Genomic DNA, 19,625 nt, shown 5'->3' with positions numbered 1-19,625 from the left:
CTATAAACCGGAGTACTTCGCTCTATATTAGTAAAATATCTCTAAGACGCCGGCAAGTATAAACAGGTAGGGAATTGCTGATACTGGCAAAACCTTTTCAGAGATTCAAGAAGAAAATTCGTAGAAACAAGAGAGAGGAGAAAAAAAAGTGAAAATCACACAAACAGAATGGGCAAGAGAGATAGGAGTATCAAAGCAATATGTCTGTTATTTAGTAAAAAAAGGAATAGTTGAGTTGGAGGATGGACTCATTGACCGAGAACAAGCAAACAGGGCTATAGAAACAATCAGAGATCCAAGTCAACCACTGAGAAGAAAAAACTATTCAGAAAGCGGAGAAAAACTTTCCACGATGTTGCTTAAAACGCGAATAAAAAATGAAATGGAACGAGGTAAACTTCTTGAGGCAAAAGCTAGGGCTGAGATAGGAGAACTTGTAGCAGTAGAAGAAGTAAAGCGCGATGCATTTAATGTAGCAAGAGTTGTCCGTAATAATTTACTTAATATTCCAAATAGAGTTTCAGCATTGCTTGCATCACTGAGTGACACTGAAAAGATTCATATGGCGCTAACTGAAGAGATTACAAACTCACTTGAAGAATTATCTAATACTAAATTTCAAATATAAAAAAGATTTTGAATATAAAATGGCTGATAACTTAAGTTTAGAGTTAATAAAATGTCTCATCAATCAACCAGGAGTAGATGTAAATGTTAGAGGATTAAACGGAAAAACCCCACTACATTGCGCTATAGAGTTTGATGAATTAAGTATGGTAGATCTGTTACTCACGAAAAAGAACATTAATCCTTTTATAGAAGATAATGATGGTAAAACATCTCTTGATTACGCCAAAGAAGGGAAAAAAGCAGAAATATTACAAGCGCTAATTAATAACAAATACGGGTCAGAACAAGATAGCTTACTTCATTTAGCTGCAATGATAGGTGAAGTTAATGCAGTTAGATATTTGATAGGAAAAGGCATTGATGTTAATGTACGAAATACTCTGCATCATACTCCATGTAATAGTTCAGACTTGATCTGACAGGCGTGAATTAACTGACAGAAGAATTGACAAAGTCAAAACCAAAATCAGCATCCTGTTTAATGCTATCAATATTTTTCTGATAAGCAATATGCATACTATCAAAAAAGGTTTGCATAGGTGTCTTACCATAGCAATATTTACCTGAATGCGGTCGAGATCTATTGTAAGAATGCACCCAATGGTCTACATCTAGCTGAAGCTCTGCCAAAGAGGTGTAAATTTTCTTTCTGAAGATAATATTGTAGCATTCATCTTGCATAGTTCTGTGGAACCTTTCACAGATGCCATTAGTTTGTGGAGAACGAGCTTTGGTTCGAGAATGATCAATATTTTCTACCCCCAAATACAGCTGGTAAGCGTGATTTTCAGGTCTGCCACAGTACTCTGTACCACGATCCGTCAAAATGCGTAGCAATGATACTTTCTGTTCATCAAAAAACGGTATCACCCTATCATTGAGAAGGTCTGCAGCTGTAATAGCAGTCCTTTCTGTATAAAGCTTAGCAAAAGCAACTCTAGAGTAGGTATCAACAAAGGTTTGTTGGTAAATTCGTCCAATACCTTTGATATTACCCACATAATAGCTATCTTGGCTACCCAAGTATCCTGGATGTTCTGTTTCAATTTCTCCATGGGCCTCTTTTTCTTCCTTAGCCTTCTCTAGAGCTGTTATCTGCTCTTCTGTTAAGATAATGCCATCTTGAGCTACTTTTGCTTCTAATGCCTTTAACCTCTTTTTGAAATTCTCAAGATCGTTTCTTTGCCACACTGATCTTATTCCACTTGCAGAGATGAGAATTCCTCTCTTTTTCAGTTCGTTTGCTGCTCTTTCTTGTCCATACGCTGGAAATTCTATTGCTATTTCAATTACTGCTTTTTCTATATCCTCCGATACCCTATTTGCATATAATGGCTTGCTTTTGCTTATCTCGTGTAAAGCCTCTTCTCCTCCTTTTTCATACAGTTCTTTGAAGCGGTAAAATGTATCCCTTGAATATCCCATTACCTTACACGCCTGTGATACATTTCCTAATTGCTTTGCAAGTTCTAGCAATCCCAACTTTGGTTTTAGTATTTTTTCTTGTGTTGTACTCATATCTGACACTCCTTTAAAATTTATTCATATTTTTATCTTACTTTGTTCGCCTGTCAGATCAAGTCTGAACTATTACATCTAAATTATTAACTCAATATCTAAACAGTTATTCTACTTCTGCTATCCTTTCTCAACTTGGGCTATTTTAAACTTCCACAGCTATAGGATCAACACCATTTTTAACTTCAACATTACTAAGCGCTGTATTTGCCTTATATGAACAGTAAAATCCTACTGCAAGAAAAGTTAATGCAGCTACAGCAAGTGAAATACATATTACTAAATGAAACATTGTTAAACTTGCACCAACAGCAAATACTCCTGACAACACAAAAGAAACAGAGGCATAATTACTTTGCCTTTTACTATGAGTGCTTGCCTTCGACAGCTTTTGATTTTTACAACTTAGCTCCTTAATCTGATTTTCCAGCTTGCTTTTGTTTTCAAGTTGTCCATGTGTATTATTTAACTCTTTACTTTTAAGTTTATTGTTTAACTCTTTGACTCGAACATCATTACTTTTTAGTTGATCATTTAGGCCTTCAATGTGACTGTCTTTATTTCTTAGTTGCTCATTTAGTTCTATGATGTTACTGTTTAGGTTCCCAATTTGACTGTCTTTTTCATTCACGATTTTTCGTGTAACCTCTAGATCATTCTGCAGTTTAGTATCTTCTTCAGTTGTAGTCTTTAGGGTATTTTTTATAGCATCAAAATTGCTCTGTAGTTTAGTATTTTTTTCAGTTGTAGTTTTTAAATTGTCCTTTAATTGAGTATTTTCTGCAGTAAGTTGAGTTACTTCGCTAATTCTTATACCCAATTCTTTCTGTACACTATCCAACTGCTCATCTAGTTGATTTTTTTCTTGAGTAAGTTGATCTATTTGACCATTTAGCTTGTTAATCTCTTCTTCAGCTTGAGCTTTTGTATTCTTAAGTTGTTCAGTAAGGTTAGTTACTTCATTAGCTTTTCCAACTGATTCTTGCTGTAGCTTTTCAAGCTGAGCTTGTGTCCTCTCAAGAGCTTGAGTTCTTGCATTCAAAGCTTGATTTGCAGCATCCATCTCTTTATCTTTACTTGCAAGCTGTTCTTGTAGCTCTTCGATTCGACTCTCTAGTCCTTTACTTTTGTTTTCAGATTCCTGCAGCTTTGTCTTCAGGTCGTTATTTTCATTTTTAGGCTTTTTCAGCTTTAGCTCATTCTTTAGTTCGGTGTTTTCTTCAGTTGTAGTCTTTAGGTTATCCTTTAATTGAGTATTTTCTTCAGTAAGGTGAGTTACTTCACTAGTTTTTGTATCCAGAGCTTGATTTGTATCATCAATACTTGCTTGTTGATTTAATGTCTCGTGCTCTAACTTTGAAACCTTTTCATTCACATTATCCAGCTCTTTCTTGCCGTTTTTAAGATCAGCCTCTTTCCTCTTAAGCTCCTCAGTTGTTTTATCCAATTCTTGCTTTACACTATCCCGCTCCCGTTCTAACTGAGCTTTTGTACCCTCGAATTCTTTAGTTTTTGCATCTGAGTCTTTCTGTAGCTTTTCAAGCTGAGCTTGTGTGCTATTAAGTGCCTTAGTTTTTTCAACCAAGTCTTGCTGTATACTATTTCGCTTTTTCTCTAGTTGACTTTTTTCTTCAGTAAGCTCAGTTACTTCCCTAGTTTTGCTATTCAGCTCTTTCTCTTTCTTCTTGAGCTCATCTTGCAGTTTTGTTTTCTCTTGCTCTAATTGAACTTGTACACCCTTCAGCTCTTCCTCTTTCTCTGCAAGCTGAGTTTTCATGCTTTCAAGTGCCTGAGTTTTTTCATTCAATTCTTTTTGTAGCTTTTCAAGCTGATTTCTTGTATTCTCAGATTTCTCTTGTCCTAATGAGCTTTTGACTTGCTGTTCTGTATTTGTAGGCATTTTACCCTCCCTGGAATTATGGCTTATAAGGTTCTGTATTGAACTCCCCATTCTATTTAAGGTATCATTTTTTTCTTCTTTTGCAAAAGTCTTTCTGTCTTTAAGTTCTGCAATTTTCCCATCCAAGCTTTTCTGTGCACTATTTGGTTCTTTTCCTAGTTGATTTTTTTCTTGAATAAGGTCATCAGTCTTTGCTTGTTGACTTGGTTCTTCTTGTTCTAATTGTAAAGCATTTTGCCCTGTAATGTCTAAGTTCTCTTTTCTATCTTGTGAAGTATGACCTTGAAACCTAATAGATGAGGCTACTGTTTTTTTATTTTCACCTTCACTACTGTTGCTTTCAGTTACTATAACTTCAGAATGTGCTTTACTACTATCACCTTGCGCATTCGACCCAGTTGTATTGTCTAAAGAGTTACAACCTAAACTCAAATCTTTCATTTTAAGATCTTTATTCTTCTTGCTCAACTCTTCTGAAAACTCTTTTGCTTTTTTAACTTGATCATACAATATTTCCTTGAAATACTTACTAAGCTCATCACCTTGATCAGTAACGAATACACGATGTTTAGCATTATACGAAAAAGTCTCATTGAGAATGGAAAATTTTATACCGTGATGTGCACTTAGAGCCTTGTTTAAATCTCCTACTTGTTTGTCTATTAATTGCTCAATCAGTGCTTTACTTTCTTCTAAGAATTTGCACATATTACCCAATTCTTCTGACAATTTACCATCATCTACTAACTCTGCTAAAACTTCTTTCAACAAGCCATCTACTGCTGGATGCCCGTGCTGTTTTCTTTCTTGCAAATAAAACTTCAAAATCCCTAGACAATCACTTGATGAACACTCCTGATCAAAGCGCTGATATTCAAATGACAAGCCATGATCAATTTTTGCCCATTTTCTTTCTGCTATGCCTGTGTCATTTGTTTCCGTCATTCCAAAATTTCCTAAATGAAAATCAAATTCCCTAAATATTAAACATGCAGCTAAAAACTTAGCGAAGTATTTGGAATTTTCTACGCTTTTTTGCAACTCCTCTTAGAATTTATGTTGAGCTTCATCTGAATATTTTTCTTGTTTGATATTGCTTTTGTCACGTGCTTCTATATATAGATGGTTAAATGCATTAAAGTTAGGCAGAAATTCCGAACCCAAAAAGATTTGATCCTGATCGTCTTCAATTAGCCAAATTTTTGGTGATTTGCCAAACAGTGCTAGTCTATATAGCGGACCAGCAATAACTTCTGTTATAAATGATCGTACAGAGTCGTCATTGTCAACATTCAATGGCTTAATAAAAAAATCTACTCCTTTGCGCATAGCAAACCACCCACGAGAAGAAGCCTTAATATCTCTGCTTTCGATTGCTTCGAACTCTGAGTATTTGTGAGGGATTCTACTTTCTAAACATTTTTCTAAGGCCTTTTGTATTTCCTCTCTAGGTTCAACGTCACGTGGCACTTCTGTAAACTTAGTCATATCTTTATACTTTTGTAATTGCTCAACAGTTGTAGGAGAAGCATTTTCTGAAATAGTAGCAAAACTTTCACGAAAAGGCTTTGTATTACCTTTAACTAAATTCAATACTTTTCCTAAAAATATAATGTTATCAGCACTCGATGCAGTTTTCAACATTAAATCGTAAATTTCCCTTCTACCGCGAGTTCCTATGCTTTTCAGGATTTGTTTCTTTAACGTCTCAATAATCTTATCATCTGTAAATGCTTCTTTGTAGATTGTTTGAATTGCTTCATTTTTGTCCTCAATACATTTTTTGCATAAGTATTCAACAATCGGGAAACACTCTTGACTTATTGCAGCTTCTAATAAAGTAATACAACTCTCCTTCAACAGAGTTTTGGTAGCTGGATCATTGATATTCTGTTTAGCATCTCTTTCAAACACATCTAATACTTTCTTGATAAATTCCTCATTTTGTACTAATGACGCTGCTTCAAGTACACCATACGTAGGATCAGAAGTATTATTTTTCAAAATTTCTTTTAGATTTTGAAGAGTATCTTCATTAGCAAAAACTTTATCCAGTAATTCTTGTTCTTCCCTTAGCACTATAACTGAGAAAAACCCAACTTCACCATTTTCAAGTCGGATTGCTTGATTTTTTAAACTTTGATAAAGATCGGGAAATTTCCCTATAAAGGTTTCAATATACTTTTCACCACCAACAAGCAGATGTAAAAGATTCAAGTTTCCTTTAGCAAAAAGCATATCATGGTATTTCTTTGTTAGCTCATCATTAGCTGCGATTGCCAGCAGTAACAATTCTTTTACTGAGTACCTGCTACCATTTTCTTGAGATTGAAGCACCATTAATATACGGCTTAGTACATATTGGTCTCTAACTTGCGATTGTAAATTCAAAACCTTCTTAGAGAATCCCACGAAAAGCCCTGCTTCTTCTGGATCATCAAAATTGCAAATCACCTGACTTTCGTAATCCTGAATATTATTTACAACCTCAGTCAATTTTGCATCATCATTTTCATTTGCTGCTTTATCTAGAATGTCCTGTATTTTATTCAAAGTTAAATTGTCAGGAATAATGACAAATGAATCCTCTAAACTTTTAGACTCTCTTCCCAATTTTTGATTAAATAAATTCATAAGCTCAATATTACCTTTATCGGTAGCAATTTGCATTGCATCAGGTTCTCCTATATTAGGATCAGCCCCTTTATCTAAAAGCAACTTTACAATTTCAGTACTTTCCAGGGTTACATTGCTTGAAAAATGTTTTAGCATCTCGGTATTTTGTTCAGGAGAAGTATGCTGCAACAGAATCCCCATCGTCTCCTTTTCATATTCGCTGTAGCTATCAGCAATAATTGCTTGTTCTAATTCAGGGGTAACATCAATTTTTGCTCCATATCGAAAAAGCAAACTTGCTAGATTGTGGTCATTGTTTTTTAGAGCAATAAGAATTGGTGTTTTACCCGACAGGGCACTCACTTTATTAATATCAGTTCCATGCTTTAATAGTAATTCTGCAACATCTTTGTTCTTTTCTCTGCATGCATAACTTAAAGCTGTACCACTAGAACAAATATCGGCATTAAGATCAATTTTACCACCTTCTGACAAGACATCTTTGTAAAATTCGAACCAGCCAGCATCTTTACATGCGTTTGTAACAAACAATCTTAATAAGAGTAGTAGTTTGACACCCTGTACCCGATAAGATATATTAAGGTTCTTCATCTCCCTTACTAGCTCTTTTGCTGATACCAAATCTTCACCTTCAAAAGCTTTTAGTAATTTAAAGTACAAATCTTTTTGCCCTGTATTAGCTTGCCTAAGCTGTTTCTCTATTTTGGTGAATTTCCTTGCATCTTTACACGCTCTTCTTTTTCCTGTAGATGGAATGTCTTTAACTTGAACTTTTGGCTCAAATTTTAGCTTTCTTTTTTGTTCTAATTCCTCATGAATAGAACCCTTTAATTCTTCATAGCGCACAGGCAAACTAGTATTAACTTGTTGATTTTCACTATTAGTACCAAGAACCATATTTCTCACTCATTGCAATTAATTTAGTCTATCACTAAAAAAAGATTATGTCAAACAAATTACGAATTTTGGTAAAATGCTAATACCAACCTTCGTTATTGGTTTTGCCCTATTACCTACGAGATTTGGTATTACATGTCCATTTTTCCATATCCTACAATACAGGCAACATTTTTTAGGCAAAACATTGCAATAACTAGTAGCAGCAACAATTTAATTGTTTACTCTTTATGAAAAATCGTAAAGAAGGTACGTATCTTTGTGAGAACTTTTTACGTAAAAGCGGTGTTTCAAAAATAAAAACGCAAAATTATTACAACAAAGTTAGGCAAATTAGTTCATATGTAAATTTAGTTAAAGTAGGCTAAAATAGCTGCTTTTACAATATAGTAGAATTATTATAAAGAAAAGTTCGAACAGGTTATTTGGTAGACCAACCGATTCCAAGAAAAAATCTTCTCGTGCGACCCGAAAGTCATGAAATCGTGATGGTTAAATTCCATCTGCCCTAACATCGGGTTGAAAGCATAATCCACACTTTAAGAAAGTGGCGATTTTCTAGGGTGCAAGCATGGATTAAAAAGGGGTAATATTAAACTTTGTAATAAATCCCCCTAAGAAAGTTAGATATGGTTACGAAAGGAACTTATGTCAGAATTGTCGTCAGTTTTGATATGCGAAATAAAGTTGATACGCATAAACCAAAAGGTATGGAGAGATGAATAATTAGAATGAGAATATCTAATTAAGATGTTTTCAATCTCCCGGCAAATAGTAAGAACCTAAGTCTAACGTGAAACGATTTCATGGAACGGAGTAACCACATGGAAGCTCTTATTATCCTCTGTTTAAAAAGGATAACTAAGAAGGTGGCCCACTGAATGCTTCTATGTGGAGGGATTGTTTAAGAAGCTAATGCCTAAAGTAATATTTGGGATATGCAGACGTAAACACTGTAGTTTGGAAGGTAAAGTTGTGAATAGTAGTGAATATGTTATGAGCCAACAAAATGTTAGGTATGAATGGAATGAAACTCCCTGGCGTAAGCTGGAGAAATCTTCATTTAAGCTACAAAAACGAATTTACCGAGCTTCTAAATGTAATGATATCAAGAAGATGCATAAACTTCAGAGATTATTACTAAAATCAACAAGTGCAAGAATGCTCGCTGTTAGGAGGGTAACTCAGGATAACAGAGGGAAAAAGACTGCAGGTATTGATGGAAAGTCTAATCTTAATAAAAAGGAAAGATTGCTATTAGCAAATTCTTTAAATATAAGAGAAAAGGCAAAGCCATCAAGAAGGGTATGGATCCCAAAATCTGGTAGGCCATCGGAGTATCGCCCGCTCGGTATTCCTATAATAGCAGATAGAGCAAAGCAAACACTTGTTAAAATGGCACTAGAACCGGAATGGGAGGCAAAGTTTGAGCCTAACACTTATGGTTTTAGACCTGGTAGGTCGTGTCATGATGCAATAGCAGCTATATTTATCGCACTTGGTCAGAAAACAGCATTTATATTGGATGCTAATATTTCCGGATGCTTTGATAATATTAAACATTCTGCACTGCTTGAAAAACTTAATACCACACCAACTCTAAAGAGAATTATAAAAGGATGGTTGAAAGCAGGCACTATGAAAGATAAAAAGTTTAATCCCACTAAACGTGGCACAATTCAAGGTGGAACAATATCACCACTACTTGCATGTGTAGCACTACATGGATTAGAGCAGAATATCAAAGAAGAACTCAAGGAAGAACTGTTTCAATATGCGAAAAAGAAATATGGTAGAGTATCTCGCAAGCAGGCACAAAATTCAGTTAGTGTAATTACGTACGCCGATGATTGTGCGCCGTAGAAACACGGGAAGTGTTGAAGCTGTGCAATAGATGAGGGAGGGCCCCTCGGAGCCGGTTTGCAAGAGCAGGCTTCAAACAGCCATAAGCTGCTTTGGTAAAGAGCTAAGGTAGTGAGCGTTATGGAAAAGGCACAATTATGTGTCATGTGTGAAATAGAGAGACGAACGCAAGTGAACCACTGATGAAGTGTCGAAAGCGTAGAGACGACGTCAAAACCAGGGGGTAGTCGTTAATCTGGGATAAATCTACCTGGAGCTTGTTTACTGGGTGGGTGGCGTCCGGCATAAAAGTGGCGTGAATCTATTTTAGGCTATTGCATGGAACTACGGGAACCTGTCGTTTCGATGATAAGGAAGAAGTCCAAAGAGCCGATCTCTGAGGATGAGAGTACCGATGCGAAAAACAGGCGCGGATCAGCTCATAGTAGTGAAGAAGTTTCTGTAATGGAAATGGAGCGAAGGAGCTGAGTTATTTAGTTTTAATTATTTTGTCAACCGTAATGGGAGGAATTAATGAATAAAACAAAGTCTTATGATATACCGAAGCAACTTATTTGGAGAGCTTATAAACAAGTATCGAAAAATAAAGGTGCTGCAGGTGTAGATGAGGTCTCGATAACAAAGTTTGAGGAAAATCTAAAAGATAATTTGTACAAATTATGGAATCGGATGTCATCCGGAAGTTATTTTCCCGAGCCAGTAAAAGCTGTTGCAATACCGAAAGATACGGGAGGACAAAGAACTTTATGTGTTCCTTCAGTGTCCGACAGGGTAGCACAAACAGCCGCTACTATGTATCTTGAACCGATAGTAGAGCCGAAATTTCACGAGGATTCATATGGTTATAGACCAAATAAGTCTGCATTGGATGCGGTATATACAGCACGGAAGAGATGTTGGAAAAATGATTGGACAGTAGATCTTGATATATCTGGATTTTTCGACAATCTGGACCACGATTTAGCACTGCAGGCTATCAAGAAACACACTGACTGCAAATGGATCATACTGTATGTTGAGAGGTGGATGAAAGCCCCCATTCAGCAAGCAGATGGCAGTAAGGTAGTTAGGGATAAAGGAGTTCCGCAAGGAGGTTCAGTTAGCCCAATCATCTCTAATATATTCATGCATCATGTGTTTGATATATGGATGAAAAAGAACTACCCGACAGTACCATTTGAGAGGTATGTGGATGGTGCGCCAAGAAGTGCTTGGAGAACAGTTGGTGAAAATCCAACACAAACAAAGTCTAGCCAACAGTTTGGAACAGACCACTATGTTGCATGAGGTAACGAGTGTAATAGAGCTAGTGGGATGGACAATGCAGGGCACAACGGAAGTGAAGGAGTGGAGTCCCGAAATACCTGAAGACATAGAGGTCGACATGTTCATGGCCATGGAAGACAGCATGAAGGATAACGTAAAGGCAAGTTATCACTCACTCTATCGGGATCTGAGACCGTGCCATGTATTGAAATGGACTTCAAGTGAACTTGGGAGATCCCATGCATTCCTATTAAGGTACGTTGGAACAAGTCAACAAAGGCAAGAACTAGCGGAAGATGCAGGGGAAGTCGGACTGATTGATAGTACTCAGAATGTGGGAAAGCCACGTACAAGGGGAAGCGATCAGCAATATAGTAACTGGAATAGGGATTGCTATGCCAATACAACGGAGGTAGGAATAACATGCGATATAAACTAAACCAGATAGCAGTAAGAGCAAAGCAAGATAAGCGACTAAAATTCACATCGTTAGTCCATCTGATAAATACAGAGAATCTTGCGAGATGTTATAAAGAACTGAAGCGTAACAAGGCTTGTGGAGTAGACCAGATAACAGTGGAATCATACGGAGAAAATCTGAATGAGAAACTCGAAGTGCTAGTAGAAAGTATGAAGAGGAAGCAATATCAACCACAACCAGTAAAGAGGGTATATATACCGAAAGCTGGAAGTAAAGAGAAACGCGGACTCGGAATACCATCGACCGAGGATAAATTAGTACAGATTATGCTGAAGAAGATATTAGAAAATATTTACGAGGCAAACTTTCTGGACAGCTCATATGGATTTCGACCTGGAAGAAACTGTCATCAAGCGGTAAATGCACTAGATAAAGCAGTTATGTACAAGCCAATAAACTACATTGTAGAAGTGGATATCAAGAAGTTCTACGATAATATACAGCATAAATGGCTAATGAGGTGTCTAAGGGAACGAATAACTGACCCAAATTTGCTGTGGTTAGTAAAGCGGTTTCTCAAGGCAGGGATAGTCGAAGCTGGAAATTATGAAGCAACAAAACAAGGTACACCACAAGGCGGTATAGTAAGTCCTGTATTAGCAAATATATACTTACATTATGTGTTGGATTTATGGATAGAAAAGAAATTTAAACCAAGATCCAGAGGATATATACAACTAATAAGGTTTTGCGATGATTTTGTGGTTTGTTGCGAAAGTAAGGTAGACGCGGAAGAATTTCTGGAATTACTGAAACAAAGGCTAAATAAATTTGGGTTGGAAGTATCTGAAAACAAGACCAGAGTAGTAAAGTTTGGCAAGAGGGAGTGGCAACGAGCGATAAGAGAGAAACGAAGGACGGAAATTCAATTTTCTGGGGTTTACGCACTATGGTGCAAAAAGTCGTCGTGGTAGATTAATGATGGGACATAAAACCTCTAAGTTAAATCTAGCCAGAAAACTAAAAGAAATCAAGGAGTGGTTGAAAATAGTCCGCGGAAGTATTCGACTTAAAGATTGGTGGCAAGTACTGAAGGCTAAATTAACAGGACACTATAACTACTTTGGTATTAGCGGAAATTATTGGTGTTTGAGAGGTTGTCCGGAAACTAGTAAATTCAAGCATATTCCCTCTTTAACATAACCCTACTCATAGCTAGGTATATGAAATTCTCAGTGGATGTTGTGAGTAAATCATACTCCTTCGATAGCCTTCTATTCCTATTAACTGTAATAGTTCAGACTTGATCTGACAGGCGAACAAAGTAAGATAAAAATATGAATAAATTTTAAAGGAGTGTCAGATATGAGTACAACACAAGAAAAAATACTAAAACCAAAGTTGGGATTGCTAGAACTTGCAAAGCAATTAGGAAATGTATCACAGGCGTGTAAGGTAATGGGATATTCAAGGGATACATTTTACCGCTTCAAAGAACTGTATGAAAAAGGAGGAGAAGAGGCTTTACACGAGATAAGCAAAAGCAAGCCATTATATGCAAATAGGGTATCGGAGGATATAGAAAAAGCAGTAATTGAAATAGCAATAGAATTTCCAGCGTATGGACAAGAAAGAGCAGCAAACGAACTGAAAAAGAGAGGAATTCTCATCTCTGCAAGTGGAATAAGATCAGTGTGGCAAAGAAACGATCTTGAGAATTTCAAAAAGAGGTTAAAGGCATTAGAAGCAAAAGTAGCTCAAGATGGCATTATCTTAACAGAAGAGCAGATAACAGCTCTAGAGAAGGCTAAGGAAGAAAAAGAGGCCCATGGAGAAATTGAAACAGAACATCCAGGATACTTGGGTAGCCAAGATAGCTATTATGTGGGTAATATCAAAGGTATTGGACGAATTTACCAACAAACCTTTGTTGATACCTACTCTAGAGTTGCTTTTGCTAAGCTTTATACAGAAAGGACTGCTATTACAGCTGCAGACCTTCTCAATGATAGGGTGATACCGTTTTTTGATGAACAGAAAGTATCATTGCTACGCATTTTGACGGATCGTGGTACAGAGTACTGTGGCAGACCTGAAAATCACGCTTACCAGCTGTATTTGGGGGTAGAAAATATTGATCATTCTCGAACCAAAGCTCGTTCTCCACAAACTAATGGCATCTGTGAAAGGTTCCACAGAACTATGCAAGATGAATGCTACAATATTATCTTCAGAAAGAAAATTTACACCTCTTTGGCAGAGCTTCAGCTAGATGTAGACCATTGGGTGCATTCTTACAATAGATCTCGACCGCATTCAGGTAAATATTGCTATGGTAAGACACCTATGCAAACCTTTTTTGATAGTATGCATATTGCTTATCAGAAAAATATTGATAGCATTAAACAGGATGCTGATTTTGGTTTTGACTTTGTCAATTCTTCTGTCAGTTAATTCACGCCTGTCAGATCAAGTCTGAACTATTACATATAATCTATTTATAGCACACTGTCTTCGCCACAGCTCTTCTGTATCATCTTCACAAAATACACCATATGTCTTCATCTGCTCAATTTCCATTCCCAACCAAGATTTACCTGTGCTCGCTGCTGTCATTAGTTGTTGAGCAAGTAGAGACTTTCCCATACCACCATCACCGTAGAGAGCCGTAACACTTCCAATAGGAAGCCAATCTTTAACAATCCATTCTCTTTCTGGAGCAATATTAGCCCAAGCTCTGGTATCTATTCTCAACGATTTTTTTGAAGGAGCCTTTTTTGTACTAAGGATGAACTCTTTAACATTTACACCTTCTTTCACGCAATCAGCAGCGTCCCAACCCTTTGGTTTATCTTTAGGTATTTCCAAAATGCAAAGTTCTTCAACTCCAAGGCAAGTAAGTTTCATAGCAGATTTTTCAGCGTATTTCTTACCTGCTTCATCATTATCTGGCCATATAATAATGTGTTTACCTTTAAGTGGAGTCCAATCTGTTTTTTCAATAGGTGCATTTGCTCCAGACATTGCTGTTGTTGCAGTTATTCCTTTCTCTATTAGCGCTTCTGCACATTTTTCTCCTTCAACAAGAATAACTTTATCGGACTTCAAAATACCTGGAATATTATAGAGTGGCCTTATCTTCGGTGCACCAAAGTCGGACTTTTTTATATCAAAAGGAAGATATCGCTTCCCATTATCATCATCGTAACGATAGATTCTAACAATAGCTTGGCCGTTTTCACCGTAATAATCCCAATATGCAGTTGGACTACTTGAAGTTTTGAAATGACCAAGCCACTCAGCTATAGAAGCCATTACTTCAGGAAACTCTATTCTTGTACTTTTTCTATTTACTCCCGCCCAAAGGTCGATAATGTCACCACCTTCTCCTGTTGCAAAATCATGCCATAGGCCAGCTTCACTACCACTTAATTCTACTACTAGACTCTTTCCTTTATCACCTTGTACATTGCCTACATAAAACTTATCACCACGAAAAGTTCCTCTTGGTAATAGATATGAAAGGCATGATCTGATATTTAACAGAAGCTGAGCTTTAAGTTGTTCTTTTTCTACTAACGGTGCATTTTTTCGTGGAGCTGCAGTATTAAAATCACAATAGATACCCATAAAATCTCCAATATATTTAAAGTTTAGAAATTTGGTTAAGCTGTGGCTATCCAGCGTCCGTTAACCATGTTTATGAATTTTGTTGGTATTGGTTTGCCGTTTTTAAGTTCGTACATCAATTGCAGAGTATTCCTTTCTGGCCTAAATATCATTACTCCAGATGTATATAAACTTCTTAAAACATTAGCACCACTCAATGCTTGAAATGGATTCTTTTTTAACGTGGTTGTTGACACTTTTTTTGTGTAATGTGTAACTATTACTCCAGCCGTAGGATTAGTTATAGAGCGTAGTTCATCAATACTATTTTGCAGAAAAGAGATCATACTCCTATAATCAAAAACAGAGTCTATTACTATAAGATCAACTGTTTTTACATCGAGATTTTCCGACATAATTTCCTTTATTTTTTCCACATTCAAAGTTAACTGTACTTTTTTAGTAATAACTAAGTTTTCTGTTCCTTCATCAAGGATTTTCTTGCTGATTCTTAGCTTCTGTAAGCGCTCTCTTATGTAATCATATTCCATTTCATTCTGTAGATAGAATATCTTAAGTGGCTTTGCAGGCTTCATACCAAGAAATGATACTCCAGCAGCTAAATGTACTAACATGGAAAGTAGAAAATTACTTTTTCCTATTTTTGGAGTTCCACCTATGACCAAAAGACCACTTGGAGTTAGAATTCTTGGGCCTATTATATCTTTTGGCATTGGTGATTTATCATTCAAGTAATGCCTTGCTGAAAACGATGTAATTTTATGTTTTGTTGTGTTTTCTTTAGTATTTAACCACTTCTTAGCGGAATTTATATCACCTTTCACTAAAGTCCAAAGATCAATGATATCACCACTAATTCCTTTAGTAAAATTATGCCAATTTCCAGCTTCTTTACCCACTATTTTAACTGTAATCATATCCCCGTCACAGTTGCCAACATAAGTCCTCTCTCGATAAAAATTACCGTTTGGAATTAGGTAAGGTACACACTCCTTAATATTATCAATCAATAATCCTTTTATTTCCTTTCTCTGCATAAAACCCCCATACATACTTTTCATACGTTTAGAGCTGAGATTAGCTAGCTCACAAACAGTTTCAAAAGACTCTGAATCAAACCATTTAATTGCTTCTTTCTTTAGCTCTAGATTTTTTCCTGCTGCATCTTTGATAGCTCTCTCAATTACAGCAATCCAGAGCTTCTCTTCGTCGTACTTCAAAATGGCAACCAATCAACTTCAGATTGTTCTGGAGTAATAACCGTAGCAATCTTGTTCTTTTCTCCATACCGATCAGCTTCAATGCCAACTTTTGCAGTAAACTCTACCCCGTTAAAGTCAGCTATAGAGTTGACTTTTCTAGCAATAGCTGCTTTTTCTGAAGTGTCATTTGAATGAATGTTCCGTGCTGACTCCAAAATACTTCTAAGCATAGAACGACCAGATTCTCCCCAAGTATCTTCTCCTTCAACTCTTGCTTTGCCACTTTTAATACCAATTACTTGAAAAATCTTGCGTTTTGCATATGGACCTTCAGTGACAGTAAATTCAACGTTTAAATAGATGCTGCCAGTAGTGTAGCTTTTCGTGAACCAATTTTCATAACCTCCTGGTTTAATTGCCATTTTTACCTTGACTATTGTACCTTTTGGTATTAAATTACTCTGTAATTTTGCAGTATTAAAATCAGTTAAAAAATCTGTTAGCATATTGTTCCCTATAAATTAAGTAAAAAAAAGAATCAACTCCATTGGTCTACAAGTTTCCAACGACCATTTATCTTATCGACAAGCTTGCTTGCCACACGTTCACCATTTCGCAGCTCAAACACTATTTGACGGGTAGTGCTTTCTTCATCATGAGCAAACATCACCATGCCAGTGCTATAAAATCCACGTAAAGATCCAGCACCGCTTAGGCCTTGAAATGGATCTTCTTCCAGCATCTTTTTGGATAGTTTTTTTGTGTGGTGGGTAAGGATTATACCTGCATCTGGATTAATAATGTTCCTCAGTCTTTCAAGCGTTTTTTGCAAAAAGAATAGCATAGCGCTGTTGTCATTTTCATTACCATATTCACTTGAGTTAAAAATGTTACGAAGAGGATCAATTGCAATAATATCAGGTTTGAAACGCTCTTTAACGGTGCTTTTGATCTCATCTATTTCTTCACTGCTGAAAGATAATTGCACTCTTGGCGTGATAATTAAGTTATTGGCAGCTATATCCAAAAGTTCTTGGTCGAATGTCAGTTGCTGTAAACGCTCTTTCATGTATTCATACTCAATTTCAGTTTGCATGTAGAAAATTTTCATAGGACGACTAGGAGTCATACTGAGAAATGAAACTCCGGCAGCCATGTGAATCAACCAGGAAATAAGAAAATCACTCTTGCCAATCTTAGGTGGGCCACCCAGTACCAATAGACCTCTTTTAGTTAGAATCCTTGGTGCGATTATATCTTCTGGTATTGGCGATTGATCATTCAAATATTCTTTCACACTGAAAAAGGGAATTTTTTGACCGATATTGAAAAAGCTTTGTTCCATAATAATTATTCTCCAATTTTTAATTAAGCAATAGGAGCCAAAGTTTTGGCTTTAATTTTCGCAAGTAATTTACCCAAATGTGGTTCTTCAACCATATTCAGGCAGCCACTTCGATCTTTAGCTGGGTATCCCCAAGTATTAATAGTCTGACAGATAAATGAACGTACTTCTGTGCCATTATCTTTCTTAATTCCAACCATGCTGATTACCTCATCAACAATACCTGGAATCTCACTAGCAGTTTTAGCTCCTTCACATTGAGGTAGCCAAGTTGGACGATTGCAGTCATCGAGATATTGACCTAATGTGCCAACTATGATGATGTCTTTATCTCTGATATGTTGAAACTGATTGAGCCAAGCCATCATCTCTTGAGCAAGTAACCCATAAGCAGCTCTTTTGTCTTCTTTTCCCGATCTATCAGAAAAACACTCAGGTTGCATCCTTGCCCATAAAAGACATAAACGTGAAGCAACGGTTATACTATCTACAAAGATGCATCGGTATTTAGAAGTCTCAGAAAGAAGATCTTTATACTTGCCAGATACATGTTCATGGTGTTTTTGACTGTATGCTTGGTCAGATTTCAGCGCAGGGTTTGGACCACCAATTAGGCAGGCAATATCCCGAGCTTGATTCCAAGTACGAACACTAATTGAATCTCCCTGCCAATCTTGAACAGCAAGCAGACCTGCTTCAAAGTCAAGACATAGTGTTGGTTCACTTATAGTCTTTAAGAGGCTGGTTTTACCAATACCGTAAGGACCAAAAATTACTACTTTTATGCCTGTAGTTGTTTTCAATCTTTCATTATTGTTTAAAATTTTAAAAGTCATTTATTCACCTCAATGGTATATGTTATATATTCAGGAAAGGTAGAATTTATGTTCAATTTTTCTTTTTGCTCTTGTAGTAGATGGAAGAGAGTTTTATACGTATTTTTCTTACCATAGTATTTAAAGTAGTTCTTGATATGTTGTTCATCTTAGCAACTTCATATAAGTTAAAGTACTTGAGTTGTTCGCATATCTTTTGCATCTTTCTTGGTAGCGTTGAAATCATGTAATCTACATCAGTACGTTTTGCTACTTCATCTTCAAAAGCTTCTGTTTTCTCAATATTGACGTAGTTATTAATGTTGCGTTTAATACATAGTTGTTTCTCCAATAAGTTATTGGCACGACGTTCAGTTAATCTTGCTACAAAAGTGTTAAAGCTACCTTTACTTTCATCATATCTATCAAGATAAGTCCAAATTTCACAGAAAAGTTCTTGCTCAAGATCTTCATGAGTTTCATGAGCAAAGCATTCAAAAAGTTTTAATCTCTTAGCTTGATACCGTATATTTTGAACAACTATGGCAGTTTTTAGTTTCATAACTTTTCCCTAAAACAATTAATGCTTTAAGGATGAGAACTTATAGGTGCACTTTGTAGGACAGGAGCAAAAATAAATAATACAGATGCAATTTTTAACCTATTGATATTCTATTGTTTTTTTTCGAGAATAATACAGTTCGATTTTTAAATAATACTGCAACAAAAAATTAGGCAAAAATTCATTTTTTTTGGACAAAAATTTTCCAAATCCTGAATATATATTATATAAGCCTTTCAAACTCATCACAGGTGTCAATTCTTACACAATCAGGAAGAGCAGCAATAGCAGCCAGCATAAAAGAGCAAGTTATACATCTTGCTTGGGGAACAGGTGATTCAAGCTCTGGAAGTAGCCATCAGGTCGAAAAAGTTTTTGTTGAGGGTGAAATAGCTCTAGATCACCACACTATTAAAGATGTAAGGGTTTTTACAGGACAAACAACTTATCAGTCAAGTATAGATTATATAGTTGATAGCAGTAGTGGTGTAATAAAACGTACGGAAAATAGCTCTATCAGGGCAAATAGTGCAGTTACTGTAGAATATAGTGAAAGCACACCACCAGAGCTGATAACTTCTGAAAAACTGCTCAATGAGCTTGGCAGACGTACTGCGAACGAAGTGCTCTTCTGCACAGGTGATGAGAATGGAGAGCTTGTTACTCCCTCCGGAAGGTTTAGGCCCTCAAATGTACCAACTAATAATCTCTATCTTAAATTTACTTTCGATTTCACGGACGCAGCAAATCAAGTTATCAGGGAACTTGGGGTTATGGTTGGTACTAAAGTAAAAAAAGGATTACCTACAGGACAGAGATATTTTGAGCCAAAAGACATTGAAGATTCAGGAATTTTGTTGGTACTTGAACATACGGTACCACTTATTCGAACTGCAGCAACTCGGGAAACTTTTTCATTTGTTGTAACCTTTTAGAATA

The 19,625-nt window shown here is 36.3% G+C and carries 16 protein-coding genes and 3 pseudogenes; 9 read left to right on the top strand and 10 right to left on the bottom strand.

Annotated features, from left to right (window positions below; all coding sequences use genetic code 11):
* Positions 1–148: 148 nt before the first annotated feature.
* Both ABWU73_RS05265 and ABWU73_RS05260 read left to right on the top strand, forming a co-directional pair.
* Positions 149–628: a hypothetical protein gene (locus ABWU73_RS05265; RefSeq protein WP_065095468.1), complete on the top strand. Its 480-nt coding sequence runs from the start codon at positions 149–151 to the stop codon at positions 626–628.
* A gap of 19 nt (positions 629–647) precedes the next feature.
* A pseudogene (locus ABWU73_RS05260) lies at positions 648–1,025 on the top strand (ankyrin repeat domain-containing protein); the annotation flags it as partial.
* A gap of 34 nt (positions 1,026–1,059) precedes the next feature.
* On the opposite strand, the gene ABWU73_RS05255 reads toward ABWU73_RS05260, so the two are convergent.
* The 3 genes from ABWU73_RS05255 to ABWU73_RS05245 all read right to left on the bottom strand — a co-directional run bounded on the left by ABWU73_RS05255 (position 1,060) and on the right by ABWU73_RS05245 (position 7,582).
* A complete protein-coding gene (locus ABWU73_RS05255; protein WP_264329420.1) occupies positions 1,060–2,148 on the bottom strand; it encodes an IS481 family transposase in 1,089 nt (362 codons plus the stop codon).
* A gap of 145 nt (positions 2,149–2,293) precedes the next feature.
* Entirely contained in the window at positions 2,294–4,993 is a 2,700-nt protein-coding gene (locus ABWU73_RS05250) for a hypothetical protein (protein ID WP_341810174.1), read from the bottom strand.
* Between the two features lie 102 nt (positions 4,994–5,095).
* Positions 5,096–7,582, bottom strand: coding sequence for an ankyrin repeat domain-containing protein (locus ABWU73_RS05245; RefSeq protein ID WP_264328570.1), 2,487 nt, complete (start codon positions 7,580–7,582; stop codon positions 5,096–5,098).
* A 975-nt stretch (positions 7,583–8,557) separates the two neighbouring features.
* Here ABWU73_RS05245 and ABWU73_RS05240 point away from each other — a divergent pair.
* From ABWU73_RS05240 to ltrA, 5 genes are all read left to right on the top strand, one after another.
* Positions 8,558–9,445, top strand: coding sequence for a reverse transcriptase N-terminal domain-containing protein (locus ABWU73_RS05240; protein ID WP_353285472.1), 888 nt, complete (start codon positions 8,558–8,560; stop codon positions 9,443–9,445).
* 318 nt (positions 9,446–9,763) lie between these two features.
* The gene (locus ABWU73_RS05235; protein ID WP_353285471.1) at positions 9,764–9,913 is read left to right on the top strand and encodes a hypothetical protein; all 150 of its coding nucleotides are present in this window, start codon (positions 9,764–9,766) and stop codon (positions 9,911–9,913) included.
* 45 nt (positions 9,914–9,958) lie between these two features.
* Positions 9,959–10,732, top strand: a complete 774-nt coding sequence (locus ABWU73_RS05230) for a reverse transcriptase domain-containing protein (protein WP_341810172.1) — start codon at positions 9,959–9,961, stop codon at positions 10,730–10,732.
* Positions 10,707–11,150, top strand: coding sequence for a hypothetical protein (locus tag ABWU73_RS05225; RefSeq protein WP_341810171.1), 444 nt, complete (start codon positions 10,707–10,709; stop codon positions 11,148–11,150). Before ABWU73_RS05230 ends, ABWU73_RS05225 begins: the two co-directional genes overlap by 26 nt.
* On the top strand, positions 11,135–12,106 hold the full coding sequence (ltrA, locus tag ABWU73_RS05220; RefSeq protein WP_353285470.1) for a group II intron reverse transcriptase/maturase: 972 nt from the start codon (positions 11,135–11,137) through the stop codon (positions 12,104–12,106). Before ABWU73_RS05225 ends, ltrA begins: the two co-directional genes overlap by 16 nt.
* Before the next feature lie 203 nt (positions 12,107–12,309).
* Here ltrA and ABWU73_RS05215 read toward each other — a convergent pair.
* Positions 12,310–12,420: pseudogene (locus tag ABWU73_RS05215) on the bottom strand (IS5 family transposase); the annotation flags it as partial.
* Positions 12,421–12,497: 77 nt separating this feature from the next.
* Here ABWU73_RS05215 and ABWU73_RS05210 point away from each other — a divergent pair.
* Positions 12,498–13,586 (top strand): IS481 family transposase, encoded by a 1,089-nt coding sequence (locus ABWU73_RS05210; RefSeq protein WP_264329420.1) that lies wholly within the window; start codon positions 12,498–12,500, stop codon positions 13,584–13,586.
* Between the two features lie 57 nt (positions 13,587–13,643).
* Here ABWU73_RS05210 and ABWU73_RS05205 read toward each other — a convergent pair.
* The 6 genes and pseudogenes from ABWU73_RS05205 to ABWU73_RS05180 form a co-directional block, all read right to left on the bottom strand.
* Positions 13,644–14,762: pseudogene (locus ABWU73_RS05205) on the bottom strand (AAA family ATPase); the annotation flags it as partial.
* Between the two features lie 35 nt (positions 14,763–14,797).
* Complete coding sequence (locus ABWU73_RS05200) at positions 14,798–15,982, bottom strand: AAA family ATPase (protein ID WP_065095311.1); 1,185 nt, start codon at positions 15,980–15,982, stop codon at positions 14,798–14,800.
* Positions 15,979–16,470, bottom strand: a complete 492-nt coding sequence (locus ABWU73_RS05195; protein ID WP_065095312.1) for a hypothetical protein — start codon at positions 16,468–16,470, stop codon at positions 15,979–15,981. Before ABWU73_RS05195 ends, ABWU73_RS05200 begins: the two co-directional genes overlap by 4 nt.
* A 32-nt stretch (positions 16,471–16,502) precedes the next feature.
* A complete protein-coding gene (locus ABWU73_RS05190) occupies positions 16,503–17,309 on the bottom strand; it encodes an AAA family ATPase (protein WP_065095313.1) in 807 nt (268 codons plus the stop codon).
* A gap of 23 nt (positions 17,310–17,332) precedes the next feature.
* Positions 17,333–18,145, bottom strand: coding sequence for an ATP-binding protein (locus ABWU73_RS05185; protein ID WP_065095314.1), 813 nt, complete (start codon positions 18,143–18,145; stop codon positions 17,333–17,335).
* Between the two features lie 52 nt (positions 18,146–18,197).
* Positions 18,198–18,686: a sigma-70 family RNA polymerase sigma factor gene (locus ABWU73_RS05180; RefSeq protein ID WP_065095315.1), complete on the bottom strand. Its 489-nt coding sequence runs from the start codon at positions 18,684–18,686 to the stop codon at positions 18,198–18,200.
* A 251-nt stretch (positions 18,687–18,937) separates the two neighbouring features.
* Between ABWU73_RS05180 and ABWU73_RS05175 the strand changes: the two genes are divergently transcribed.
* Positions 18,938–19,621 carry a hypothetical protein gene (locus ABWU73_RS05175; protein WP_065095316.1) on the top strand — a complete coding sequence of 228 codons (684 nt, stop codon included), beginning with the start codon at positions 18,938–18,940 and terminating at the stop codon, positions 19,619–19,621.
* The last annotated feature ends 4 nt before the right edge of the window (positions 19,622–19,625 follow it).

Origin of the sequence: Wolbachia endosymbiont (group A) of Andrena helvola (assembly GCF_964028415.1) — a bacterium.
Taxonomy (GTDB): Bacteria; Pseudomonadota; Alphaproteobacteria; order Rickettsiales; family Anaplasmataceae; genus Wolbachia; species Wolbachia pipientis.
The sequence above is the reverse complement of the archived record's forward strand: the minus strand, read 5'-3'. Positions and strand labels throughout refer to the sequence as shown.

What these genes read in the sequence shown, in the direction of transcription:
- ABWU73_RS05210 (WP_264329420.1), top strand. Translation starts at nt 12,498, where the DNA reads ATGAGTACAACACAAGAAAAAATACTAAAACCAAAGTTGGGATTGCTA.
- ABWU73_RS05190 (WP_065095313.1), bottom strand. Translation starts at nt 17,309, where the DNA reads ATGGAACAAAGCTTTTTCAATATCGGTCAAAAAATTCCCTTTTTCAGT.
- ABWU73_RS05255 (WP_264329420.1), bottom strand. Translation starts at nt 2,148, where the DNA reads ATGAGTACAACACAAGAAAAAATACTAAAACCAAAGTTGGGATTGCTA.
- ABWU73_RS05185 (WP_065095314.1), bottom strand. Translation starts at nt 18,145, where the DNA reads ATGACTTTTAAAATTTTAAACAATAATGAAAGATTGAAAACAACTACA.
- ABWU73_RS05230 (WP_341810172.1), top strand. Translation starts at nt 9,959, where the DNA reads ATGAATAAAACAAAGTCTTATGATATACCGAAGCAACTTATTTGGAGA.
- ABWU73_RS05250 (WP_341810174.1), bottom strand. Translation starts at nt 4,993, where the DNA reads ATGACGGAAACAAATGACACAGGCATAGCAGAAAGAAAATGGGCAAAA.
- ltrA (WP_353285470.1), top strand. Translation starts at nt 11,135, where the DNA reads ATGCGATATAAACTAAACCAGATAGCAGTAAGAGCAAAGCAAGATAAG.
- ABWU73_RS05245 (WP_264328570.1), bottom strand. Translation starts at nt 7,582, where the DNA reads ATGGTTCTTGGTACTAATAGTGAAAATCAACAAGTTAATACTAGTTTG.
- ABWU73_RS05195 (WP_065095312.1), bottom strand. Translation starts at nt 16,470, where the DNA reads ATGCTAACAGATTTTTTAACTGATTTTAATACTGCAAAATTACAGAGT.
- ABWU73_RS05235 (WP_353285471.1), top strand. Translation starts at nt 9,764, where the DNA reads ATGGAACTACGGGAACCTGTCGTTTCGATGATAAGGAAGAAGTCCAAA.
- ABWU73_RS05180 (WP_065095315.1), bottom strand. Translation starts at nt 18,686, where the DNA reads ATGAAACTAAAAACTGCCATAGTTGTTCAAAATATACGGTATCAAGCT.